This is a genomic window from Frankia canadensis (assembly GCF_900197875.1).
Classification (GTDB): Bacteria; Actinomycetota; Actinomycetes; order Frankiales; family Frankiaceae; genus Frankia; species Frankia canadensis.
The window spans coordinates 128134-139200 of the sequence record NZ_FZMO01000001.1 but is presented as its reverse complement, the minus strand read 5'-3'; the positions used below and the strand labels follow the sequence as shown (position 1 = coordinate 139200).

Genomic DNA, 11067 nt, shown 5'->3' with positions numbered 1-11067 from the left:
GCCCAGCCTTGGCATTGTTCCCGCGGCCGACCGGCGATCCCGCCGATCCCGCCGACGCGGTCGACATGTGCGACACGTACGACATCGCCGTGTGCGGCGGCGGGCTTGCGGGCGCCACGCTCGCCCGCCAGGTCAAGCTGCGCCACCCGGGCGCCACTGTCCTCGTCGTCGACAGCCAGGCGTACCCCGTGCCGGTGGCGGCGTTCAAGGTCGGTGAGTCCACGGTCGACATCGCCGGCTTCTACTTCGCCGAGCTGCTCGGGCTGCGCGACTACATGGCGCAGCGCCACCTGCCCAAGCTCGGCCTGCGCTACTTCTTCGGTGCGCCCGACCGGGCGCTGTGGGAGGCGCCCGAGGTCGGGCTCAGCAGGTTCAGCCGGTGCCCCACCTACCAGATCGACCGCGGGGTGCTGGAGAACGATCTCTACGAGATGAACGTCGCCGCCGGGGTCGAGATCGCGACCGGCGCCAGAGTCCTCGACATCGAGCTCGCCCCCGGGGCGGAACCGCACCGGGTTGCGTTCCGTGACTGCGACGGTAACGAGCGTACCGTTCGGTGTCGATGGGTCGTCGACGCGATGGGCCGGTTGCGGTTCCTGCAACGCAAACTCGGACTCCAGCGGGAGACCGACGGCATGTTCAACGCAGCATGGTTCCGGGTCCGGGGCCGGCTCGACATCGAGGACTTCGTCCCCGACACCCAGGTGGAGTGGCACGCCCGCGTCCCGGGTCGGGTCCGCTACTTCTCGACGAACCACCTGATGGGGCCGGGCTACTGGGTATGGCTGATCCCGCTCGGGTCCGGCAACACGAGCGTCGGCATCGTGTCCTCGGGTGCCCTGCAGGCTATCGGGGAGATGGACACCCTCGAGCGGGCGATCGACTGGCTGGCGCGCCACGAGCCCGCCGTGGCCGCGGGAGTGGCGCGCCACGAGATCATGGACTTCGTCGTCGCGCGTGACTTCAGCTACACGTCGAGCCTGGCGATCTCCGCCGACCGGTGGGCGTGCGTCGGCGAAGCCGCCGCGTTCGCCGATCCCTTCTACTCGCCGGGCTCCAACATGATCGCCTTCGAGAACACGGCGGTGGTCACACTGCTCGGGGAGGACGCAGCCGGCGCGTTCGACGAGACGCGGGCCGCCGAACTGAACTCGTTCGTCCTCGCCCAGAACGACTGGGTCGAGTACAACATCCACAGCTCCTACTCGTACTTCGGCGAGCCGCTGATCATGACGGTCTCGTTCATCTGGGACACGCTGCTGGCCTGGACGACGGCCACGCCGCAGATCTACAACGGGATCTACCTCGATGCCGCCAAGTCCGCGGCGGTGCGTGCGGAGACCACAAACCTTTACCCGCTCGCCCTGCGGGTCAAGCGTCTGTTCAAGCAGTGGGAGGGCCGCGCTCGACGAGGACGCCGCTTCGTGTTCGTCGACTACGCCAGCATCCCGTTCCTCCAGGAGGCCTACGAGCGCAACCTCGTGGCCGGCAAGACGATCGACGAGCTCGTCGCCGACCACCGGATCACGATGGCGGTCGTCGAGGAGGTCGCTCTGGCGATCTTCCTCATCGCTGTCGACGACACCATGCCGGCGCGGCGGCGGACGTTGGACGCGGCGCCATGGCTGAACGCCTGGGCGATCGGGCTCGACCCCGAACTATGGGCCCACGACGGGCTGTTCGCGCCGACGACACCACCGCGGGACGTGTCCGGTGTGCTCGGTCAGCTCGAGCGGCTGTTCGAGCCCGACGCCGTGGACGCCGTCGGCGCGGCGACGATCGACCTCGACCTCTGAGACCCGCCCGCCGGAGTGAACCGTCGGGACTCGAAGTCGAGCTGGGTCCTGAGATAGTCGTCCACAGTTTCAGACCGGCGGATGAGCTCGACGCTGCCGTCGCGCCGGAGCAAGAGCTCCTGAGGTCGCAGCCGGCCGTTGTACTGGAATCCCATCGAATGCCCGTGGGCCCCGGTGTCGTGGATCACGACGTAGTCGTTCTCCCGCACCGGTGGCAGCAGAATGTCTGTCGCGAACTTGTCCCGGTTCTCGCAGAGCGAGCCGACGACATCGACGGCGCCGAGAGGCCCGCGCAACTCCTGGCCGGCGCGATCGACGACCGTGATGTGGTTGTACGTCGACCGGTACATCCCCGGGCGCATCAGGTCGGACATCGAGGCATCGACGCCGACGTAGGAGCGGTACTTCGACATCACGTTCAGAACACGCGTGACCAAGACCCCGTGCGGCCCGGTGATGAGTCGGCCGCACTCCATGTACATCTTCGGCCGGTATCCGTGCTCGCGCTCGAACGCATCCAGGAGCTGGACCGCCAGATCGGCGAACGCCTGCAGTTTGAACGGTCGCTCGCCGGGGCGGTAGGCGATCGCGATGCCGCCGCCCACGTTGACGAACTCGAACCGGATGCCGGTGGCTGCCGTGACCTCGCCGCAGACCTCGAGCAACATCTGGAGGATGGCTGCCATCCGGCGGTGACGACGTTCGTTCGATACGACCATCGCGTGCAGTCCGAAACGCCGCGCACCCCGGGCGCGTGCCTCGGTGTACGCGGCGATCACCTGATCGTGCCGCAGTCCGAACTTCGCCGATCTGGGCGCCCCGATGATCGAATTCCCGAAGTTAGACGTTCCCGGGTTGTAGCGGAAACAGATCAGCTCCGGCATGCGCGGGAGCTTGCGGACGAAGGTCAGATCGTCGAGGTTGAGGATGCACCCACCGTGATCGAGGGACTGCTCGTACTCGTCGGCGGACGTGTTGTTGGAGGTGAACATGATGTCCTCCCCCGATGCACCGAGTTGTCGGGCCATCGCGAGCTCCGCCGTCGAGCTGCAGTCGAAGCCGAACCCGAGTTCGTTTCGGAGGATCTCCAGGATGCGGAGGTTGGGGAGCGCCTTGACGGCGTAGAACTCGCGGAAGCCGTCGAGGCCCGAGAATGCCGCGTTGAACTCGTGGCCGCTCTCGAGGATCCCGAGCTCGTCGTACATGTGGAACGGCGTCCCGAACTCCTGCGCGATCGAATGAACGTGAGGCAGGAGACGCTGGGCGAACGAGGCCGACATAGGCATGGTGTGAACGCCAGTTCTCGGCCGCTACACGCCGAGCAGGGACCGCAACAGTTCGGCGTATTGACGCCCCGTGTCGAACGGCTCATATCGCGATGGGTGATCGTCGTCGACGAACTGGGACGGCTCGATGATCGCGCCGTAGGAGGGTCGGTGCTTGAACTGGAGCGATATTCGGTCCGTCGAGACGTCACGCACCCGGTGATAGGTCGCCCGGTACCCGCCGTTCGTCCATCTCTCGAGGTAGTCACCGAGGAACACGAGCGGCTCATGAGGGCGAACGGGGACGTCGATCCACCGGCCGTCGGACCCCAGGACTTCGAGACCCGGCGCGTTCTGCGTCAAGATCGTGAAGAAGGCGTGATCGACGTGCGACGTCATCGAGTAGTGCACCCGGTTCCCCAAGGCGCTGCCGGCACCGACGGGATAGTGGTTGAGGCCCAAACGATGCACCGGCTTCTCCATGAACGGGTCGAAGACCGTGGCCGGCAGATTCAGAGCCAGCGCGCTCAACAAAAGGATTTCGTTGCCGATCGTCGCCAATCGTTCAAGCAGTCGAGTCGCCGCACCGAAAGGTCGATGGTAGTGACCGGCCCAACCCCCCGCCGGCGGATCGGCGACGTAGCCGATTCGATACTGTTCACACGCCTCGCGCCCTGAATGCGTGAGGCTCCTCTCGGCCCCCACCTCGCGATACCCGAGATACTCGGTGTCGGCGCTACAACTGAATCGTCGCTTGTCGTCGAGTGGTTGCGAATAGAATCGACGCGCCTCCGCGTACACCGCTTCCAGAAGGCTCGGTGGGATGCCGTGGTTTCGCAGAAAGAAGAACCCGCTCTGCTCGCAGGCGGCATGGATCGCTCGGCTCAGTCGCCACTTCTCGTCGTCGGCCGGACCGCCGGCTGTCACCGACCACTCGACGACAGGTATCGTCGTCAGAAGTTGATTGTTCGCCAATCTGAGAGCACCTCCGTGGCCGTGGGCATCCATGATCGAGCGCCCGGGTCGTACTCCGGAACCCCAGCAAGGGTCGGCCGCCGAGCTGTGCGGTCGACCGAGACGATGATGTCATGGAAGTCGGGCGATCGACCGGTAAATCGGATGCCATGCCCTGTAGATGGCCTCCTTGCACAAACCAAGTAGCCATGTGGGTGATCGCGCCCACGATGACGCCGACCAGCGGACAGAACCGCTCGTGACCTCGGACGCCCACCGCGGGACCCTCAGGTGCGCGCCTACCGGCAGAAACTCGTCCGGCTGCGGTCCGAATCGGCGGCGGTGATGCTCAGGCGCCCCGGCACAGGGCGTGGTCCACCAGGTTCCACGCCGCCTGGCGGGTGGCGTCGTTGTCGTTGTCGTTGACGGAGATCACGGCCGAGCGCCCACCGTCACCGGTGACCGCGCCCACCGTGTGGAAGCCGGGCACGTCGCCGTCGTGGGTCCTGTGGGGTGCCGGAAACCGGCCTGGGCCTGTGACCTGGGCTGATACGACGGTACGGGACCGTCGGCATGATGGTCAGCTATGTCCGTGCGACTGCTCTATCTGATCTTCGTTCGAGTGTGCGGCTGGCTTGTCCTCTTCGGTCGTTCGTCGGCGTCGAAGGACATCGAGCTGCTCGTGTTACGGCACGAGGTCGCGGTGCTGCGCCGTACCCAGCCCAAGCCCCGGTGGGACTGGGCGGACCGGGCGGTACTCGCCGCGCTGATCAGGGTTCTCCCCAGGACGCTGCGAGCGCACCGGCTGGTCACCCCCGGCACCGTCCTACGGTGGCACCGCCGTCTGGTCACACGGAAATGGACCCATCCGCGCCGGGCAGGACGGCCACCGATCAACCCGGAGATCCCCACGCTGATCGAGCGGCTCGCGACCGAGAACACGACATGGGGCTACCAGCAAGCACGATCACCTCGGGTGGGAACCGGAACCCGGCGAACTCCGACACCGGAACCAGTGGACGGACACGACGTCGACGCATCAACCGATCATGACCGATCGGACGCCCCGCGATGGCCGACTTCGCCGATGCAACAGACCCTACCGTGCTCATTGTCAGGATTTGCGACCGATTCCTCCACCGATCATCTTCTCGGTGATCCGCAGCGTTTCGGGAAGCGGACCATCCGGCCGCCACAACGGGTTGTAGACGACACCGGGTTCGACGAGTTCCAGGCCATCAAAGTAGGCGGTGATTTCCTCCAGGGTACGGAACCGGCCGGTACCAAGGTCCGCGAGGAGGGCCTTCTGGAGGTCGTCGGTCTGGGCACCGTGATCGACGAAATGGGTGAGAAACAGGTAGCTGCCGGCAGCCACCGCATTTCGGTACCGGGTAACCAGACCGCCCGGGTCCTCCTCGTCGTTCAGGTGATGGATGATCCCGAGCATCAGAAGACCGACTGGCTGGTCGAAGCCAATCAGAGACCGCAGGTCGGGGTGGCTGAGGATCTCCTCCGGCTCTCGCACATCGGCCGTGATGACCGTGGTGTACTGGTTCTCGGCGAGTAGGGCCCGGCCATGAGCCAGCACGATCGGATCGTTGTCAACGTAAACGACCCGGGCCTCGGGGAGGATCTCCTGTGCCACCTGATGCGTGTTGCGGGCGGTCGGCAAGCCGGAACCGAGATCGATGAACTGGCGGATTCCCCGCTCCGCCAGGTAACGGACACCACGGCCGAGCACAGCCCGGTTGTAGATCGCGGCCTCACGCCCGTCGGGGACGAACGCAACGAGCTGCTCGGCGATGGCTCGGTCCACAGGGAAGTTGTCCTTACCGCCGAGGATCGCGTCATAGACGCGGGCAACACTCGGGATGGAGACTTCGATCCCCTTCGGCAGTGGAGTCCACCGACGTGATGTACGGATCGTGATCGTCTGACGACTCGCCGGAGTGGCGGTCCGTGACGTGGGACGCAGGGCTTCTTCATGTGGGGGGTCTGCCTGGTTTGTCAGGGGAAGCTGTGGAGATCGAGGGCGGCGGTCGGGGTGGTGTGATCACGTCGGCCGGGTGGGACGAGGGCGTAGCCGACCTGGCGTAGGGCGTTGATGACGGCGGAGCGCAGGGTCGCGAGGTTCATCGGCGCGTTGCCGGTCCGGACCGTGGAGTGGTCCTCGCGGAAGGACACGTCCCGGGTGTAATGCGCCTTGTTCTCCACATGCCAGTGCGACCGGGCGAGATCGCCCAACAGGACGCCGCCGGCCTGGTGGAAGGTCAGGTCGGTGACCGCGTAGACGGTCTGGCGGCTCGGGGCTGTGCCGCTCTCGCGGCGCCAGCGGTGGATCCGGATGACCTGCGCCGCGTGGGGGAAGTCCAGGCGGTCCACGGTGGTGACCTTCACCGTGCGGGTCTCGTCACGGCCGTGGCCGTGGTCGCGGGTGACGTCGGCGACCGGGATGTCAGCCCATGGCAGGGCCTTGAGCTGGGCGAACAACCGCGGCTGGTTGGCTTTGATCACTGCCAGGTAATGGGCCTTCTTCGCCGTGACGAGCCATTCGAGGTTCGCCCGGACGCTGTGGAGCGCATCGAAGGTGACGACCGTGTCGGCCAGGTCCATCGGCGCGAGCAGCGGCTGGAACGCTGTCGTCTCGTTGCTCTTACGGTCGACCTCGACATGGCCGACCAGCAGCCCGTCCCCGTGGGTCACCGCCCCGACGAGATGGACCCGCGTCCCGTCGCCGCGACGGGCGCCCCGGCACGACTTCCCGTCAAGCGCCACCGCCCCCATGACCGGCGCCCGCGCGGCGCACACCCGCGCCGCCGGGGTCGTCTCGATGTCAGCCTCATCCCGGCGCGGCGCGTCCGGCGCCAGCACAGCCTCGACCAGCGCATCCGGGTCGACCCCCATCAGCGCCCGGCGGATCGTCGACGCCGACGGACACCGCGGCCGGCGTGTGAACGGATCCCGGGGCACCCGCAACCGAACCAGCTCGGCCTCACTCGCCCTGCCGACCCATTGGGCGATCGCGTCGATCCCGTCATGCCCCGCCGCGCTCAGCGCGCACAACCCGATCGCCAGCAGACACGGCAACGGATAGAACCGGTTACCCGCCCGGAACTCCGGTACCTTCTCCAGCCGCGTCCAGATTCCCGGACGCGACACACCACCGGCTCCCGCCACGGCGATCGCGACACGGGACAATACCGCCACAGGCACGCCGCACCCCAGACCACGCAGACATCAGACATCTCCGTGATCTACAAGCGGCGTGCCTGTCCTCGTCCCAGCGACACGTGCCCCCACCGTGTCCACCCCGACAGACACCCACGAACAGCGCGCACCCGACGGACGGCATCAACCGGTCACATCGCACACATGAAAGAGCCCTGCTGTGAGCCCCCACCGCTGACAGGTTATGCGCAGCGATCCAGCCCCGATCGGGCCCTCACCAGGCACGACAGGCCAGCGCTGCGCATAATCCAGCACTGTTCATTAGGCGGTTTATGCACAGCTTCGCATAATGATCCCTGGGGAGTACCAGACACAGAGTCCCGCAGGACACCGACGTCCAGCACGCCAACCCGAAGCCAGCACCGCAGAAGTCTCAGCATCCGCCGGTCACAGACTCGGCGGGCCACCTGTTCCATGACCGCGTCGTGGTCCAGGGAGCCGAAACAGTCCGCAATGTCAGCGTCGACGACCCACTCTCGGCCCCGGTTCGCCTCGACCCTGACGACCTCGCAGGCGTCCAGGGCGGACCGGCGCGGACGGAACCCGTGACTCGACGGCAGGAAGTCCGCCTCGAACACCGGCTCCAGAACAATCTTCGCAGCGGTCATAGCGACCCGGTCCCGAACCGTGGGAATCGACAGCGGCCGGGTGGCTCCCCGCTCGCGTTTCGGTATCTCCACCCTCCGCAACGGAGCCGGCCGGTACGAACCCGCACGCAGCTCTCTCGCCAGGGCGTCCAGAAATCCACTCACTCCGGCGCGTTCGACGTCGGCGATCGACACACCGTCGACACCGGGCGCACCCCGATTCGCACGCACGTCGCCCCACGCCCGCCACAATACATCGCTGCGGGCGACATGGCAGTAGACGGCATGGAAACGACGGGCGGGATCACACTTGGCACTGCGGTAAAACACCCACTGAAGAGCACGAACTGTGTCCAGACTCTCGGCCTGGCGGACGGACCTAGCCGTGACGGCACTCATCCGAGTTCCTCTCTCCAACAACGTGCGCCGATGAAGCAGGGGCCCTTCGCTAAGACCGGGTTATGTTGTCCCGACCCTCAGGCACTACTACGACCCCCTCCGACTACCTTCCGGCCACCCGCCACTTCCCGGGACCACCGGTTATAGGCAGGCAAGCTTCCCGGGCCGCAGACCCGGGGCCGGGGAGGCTCTCTCCAGTTCCGCCACCGGAAAGACCACCGGACCCGGAACGGTTCATCTTGTCGAACCCGGCGACCGGCTCGGCGGCGATCCGCTGTTCGATCGCCTCGACCGGCTTCTCCACGGCATCCGCGCCGAGCGCGAACACCGAGTGCAGCCAGCCCGTCGAGACCGCCACCCCACACAGCTCGATGATCACCTCCCAGGTCCGCTCGACCGGCAGGTGCTGACGCACGAGGAAGTACAGCGCGAGCGCGCGGATCTCCGGCCCGGAGGACACCGCCGCCGCGGACAGCCCGTCGGGCCGGGCGGCCACATGACGGCGCCCGCAGCCACAGATGGCCTGTTGGAGGTCATGCTGGACCACCGTCGGGCGGGCTGGCTCGACATCGTGCGACTGGTGCGAGCGGGCGACCCCGGCCGGCGTCGCCGCATCCAGCCCGGCCCCGCAGGCACACGCCCCAGTCGGGAAGTGCCCCTCCACCCGGTCTGGGTCCTCCCGCCAGGCCAGCGTCAACCCGTCCGCGCCCGGCTGCTTGCCGCGCTTCTTCTTCCCCGCCCCGCCACCGCCTGCCGGCGGCTCGGGCGGCTTCCGACCCGGGATCGCGCCGTCGTTGGACGGCGATAACGACGAGTTCCGCGAGTTCCGCGACGCCTTCCGCTCCAGGTCAGCGACCTTCGCCGTCAGCTCCGCGATCCGCCGGGCCTGCTCGGCGACCATCGCCCGCAACTCCGCGATCAGCTCCGCCTGGGCGCGCACCACCACGAGGAGGCCCTCAGGGGGCATCTCCTCGACCGGCGCCATGCCTCCACCTCACCACACCCACTAGACCTGGCACGCCACGCGACCACCAACATCAGCACCTGACTCCGAAGCCAACGACCCAAAGCAACATCAACAAAGCACCTGAATGTTTACCCTGCGACCGACCCCACCTGCGCAAATACAGTCAGCGAGCCTGTCACCCGAGCTGAACAGCTACGAATGGACACGGATGCCAGAGTTGCACGGAAAAATTCACATCGAAGATCGAATTTGACTCCGACTACGGGGGTCGCGGTAACGTCTCACCCCGGCCTCGGTCGACGCGCTTACGGAAGTGATCTCAAAGAGGAGAAACCACGTAATGGCTCAGCAGCAGCAGACACAGCAGTTGGAGAAGCAGTTTCGCCAGAACTGGTGGCAGGCCCGTTACCGCATTCTCGACCAGTTTGCTCAGGTAAGCGCCGCGGACCTCGACGCCGCGACCAACGTGAACGACCTCGTGCAGCGCATCGCGGACAAGACGCACCACAGCGAGCGGTACGTGGAGAACCGTCTCCTGGACCTCGCCGGAATCGGCGGCGGTCAGGCCGGCGACTCCGGCGAGCGTTTCAGCTCGAGTCAGGGTAGCGGCCGGCAGCAGGGCCAGCCGTTCGGCTCTCAGCAGTAACAAACTGTCCGAGTAGGGCCGCTGACCGTCTGGATACGATATTTCAGCCGCGTCATCGGAATGGTAGTTTGGGGTCCGGTCGTTCCCGAAACGTAACTCAGCCTGTTGCGAGAAGGAGCGACCGGCACTCAAGCAGGTCATCGATCAAGCTACACATTTTTTCGTCACGTGGCAGTCTGCGTAGTTCATCGAGCATCGCATCTGTTTCCTCGATGGTGGGAAAGTCGTCGATGGATGCCGCCAGCCTGGCGATATCGGTCACAATGCACACTCCGCATTAGGGGTCCAATATTCCTAAAATCCCCAGCTCATCGTTGGGCCGGATACCGCAGAGTTGACAGGATTACACGCGAACATTTCCAAAACGTGAACACATATCTCGTCGGTGTTACCGTGGCCCGCGTGTCGGGTGCGGAGCGTGACGTGTGGCTTTGGGATGGGACGGGCGGCTATCGGAGGGGGTCTGGCCGGCGGGGGCCATGCCGCAGCGCAGCCTGCGGACCGTGGGGCGGTAGGCGGTCCGGTGGGCGCCGTATGGAGTCTCCTTACGGACCTGGTAGACCCAGCTTTTGCTGACCGTGATGCCCTGGGTGGCGAGGACGGCGACGGCCGCGGTGGCCGACCCTTCGGTCTGGTCCAGCGCCCGTATGATCGCCTCCCGTTTCGCCGACAGGTCCGCCCCGCCGTCCAGCTCGGCGGACAGCGTGCCGTCCATCGGACCGGTGCCGCCGCCCGGGTTGACCGAGGTCTCGGGGCTATCGGCGCGGCTCGGGTAGGCGGCCGAGCCCGGCGTCGGGGTGGGCGGTGCCGCCGTGCTGGTAGCGCCGGTGGGGGCGAGCGTCGGGTCGCGTTGCGGCGGGATCGACAGGGCGGTGGCGGCCGGATCGTCGGCGCCGCGGTGGCCGGCAGGGTGGATCTGGCGCATGAGCAGCTCGTAGGAACCGAGCAAGGCCAGCGGCGGCCAGCCAGCGATGATCCGGGCAGCGAACGTCGGTTCGGCGTGCAGCACGTTCGCGGCCAGCGACGCGCACGCCCCCCAACCCCAGCAGGCCATAGGACAGCCAGGAACGGCGTAGCCCGGCACGGCGGTCGGCCAGCATCGTCATCGACGCGGCCACGATCAGCCCGTCCACGCTGAACGGCAACACCGCCGCGGTCGTCGGATCCCCCCGTGCTGTACCGCGACCCCGCGCATGTGCTGGTAGGACACGAAGGCCGCCACCAG

11 protein-coding genes and 1 pseudogene are annotated in these 11067 nt (G+C 66.7%); 2 read left to right on the top strand and 10 right to left on the bottom strand.

Annotation, left to right across the window (positions count from 1 at the left end; all coding sequences use genetic code 11):
- Positions 1 to 8 precede the first annotated feature (8 nt).
- On the top strand, positions 9 to 1796 hold the full coding sequence (locus tag C1A33_RS00575; RefSeq protein ID WP_133150526.1) for an NAD(P)/FAD-dependent oxidoreductase: 1788 nt from the start codon (positions 9 to 11) through the stop codon (positions 1794 to 1796).
- Here C1A33_RS00575 and C1A33_RS00570 read toward each other — a convergent pair.
- The 8 genes and pseudogenes from C1A33_RS00570 to C1A33_RS00535 all read right to left on the bottom strand — a co-directional run bounded on the left by C1A33_RS00570 (position 1724) and on the right by C1A33_RS00535 (position 9214).
- Positions 1724 to 3082 (bottom strand): diaminopimelate decarboxylase family protein, encoded by a 1359-nt coding sequence (locus C1A33_RS00570; protein WP_101829554.1) that lies wholly within the window; start codon positions 3080 to 3082, stop codon positions 1724 to 1726. The genes C1A33_RS00575 and C1A33_RS00570 overlap by 73 nt on opposite strands.
- Before the next feature lie 24 nt (positions 3083 to 3106).
- Positions 3107 to 4036 (bottom strand): 2-oxoglutarate and iron-dependent oxygenase domain-containing protein, encoded by a 930-nt coding sequence (locus C1A33_RS00565; RefSeq protein WP_165818172.1) that lies wholly within the window; start codon positions 4034 to 4036, stop codon positions 3107 to 3109.
- A 328-nt stretch (positions 4037 to 4364) separates the two neighbouring features.
- A complete protein-coding gene (locus C1A33_RS34480; RefSeq protein ID WP_165818171.1) occupies positions 4365 to 4505 on the bottom strand; it encodes a hypothetical protein in 141 nt (46 codons plus the stop codon).
- Between the two features lie 466 nt (positions 4506 to 4971).
- Positions 4972 to 5055, bottom strand: a pseudogene (locus tag C1A33_RS36075) (IS6 family transposase); the annotation flags it as partial.
- Between the two features lie 74 nt (positions 5056 to 5129).
- A complete protein-coding gene (locus tag C1A33_RS00550; protein ID WP_207770093.1) occupies positions 5130 to 5900 on the bottom strand; it encodes an SAM-dependent methyltransferase in 771 nt (256 codons plus the stop codon).
- Positions 5901 to 6022: 122 nt separating this feature from the next.
- Positions 6023 to 7228, bottom strand: coding sequence for an ISAs1 family transposase (locus C1A33_RS00545; protein ID WP_101829551.1), 1206 nt, complete (start codon positions 7226 to 7228; stop codon positions 6023 to 6025).
- Between the two features lie 197 nt (positions 7229 to 7425).
- Entirely contained in the window at positions 7426 to 8229 is an 804-nt protein-coding gene (locus C1A33_RS37790; protein ID WP_165818170.1) for a reverse transcriptase domain-containing protein, read from the bottom strand.
- A gap of 103 nt (positions 8230 to 8332) precedes the next feature.
- The gene (locus C1A33_RS00535) at positions 8333 to 9214 is read right to left on the bottom strand and encodes a DUF6444 domain-containing protein (RefSeq protein ID WP_101829550.1); all 882 of its coding nucleotides are present in this window, start codon (positions 9212 to 9214) and stop codon (positions 8333 to 8335) included.
- A 322-nt stretch (positions 9215 to 9536) separates the two neighbouring features.
- Between C1A33_RS00535 and C1A33_RS00530 the strand changes: the two genes are divergently transcribed.
- A complete protein-coding gene (locus C1A33_RS00530) occupies positions 9537 to 9842 on the top strand; it encodes a hypothetical protein (protein ID WP_101829549.1) in 306 nt (101 codons plus the stop codon).
- Positions 9843 to 9939: 97 nt separating this feature from the next.
- Here the strand turns inward: C1A33_RS00530 and C1A33_RS34470 are convergent, their stop codons facing one another.
- Together C1A33_RS34470 and C1A33_RS36070 are read right to left on the bottom strand one after the other, a co-directional pair.
- Positions 9940 to 10104: a hypothetical protein gene (locus tag C1A33_RS34470; protein WP_165818169.1), complete on the bottom strand. Its 165-nt coding sequence runs from the start codon at positions 10102 to 10104 to the stop codon at positions 9940 to 9942.
- Positions 10105 to 10230: 126 nt separating this feature from the next.
- Entirely contained in the window at positions 10231 to 10896 is a 666-nt protein-coding gene (locus tag C1A33_RS36070) for a hypothetical protein (protein WP_243407044.1), read from the bottom strand.
- Between the last annotated feature and the right edge of the window lie 171 nt (positions 10897 to 11067).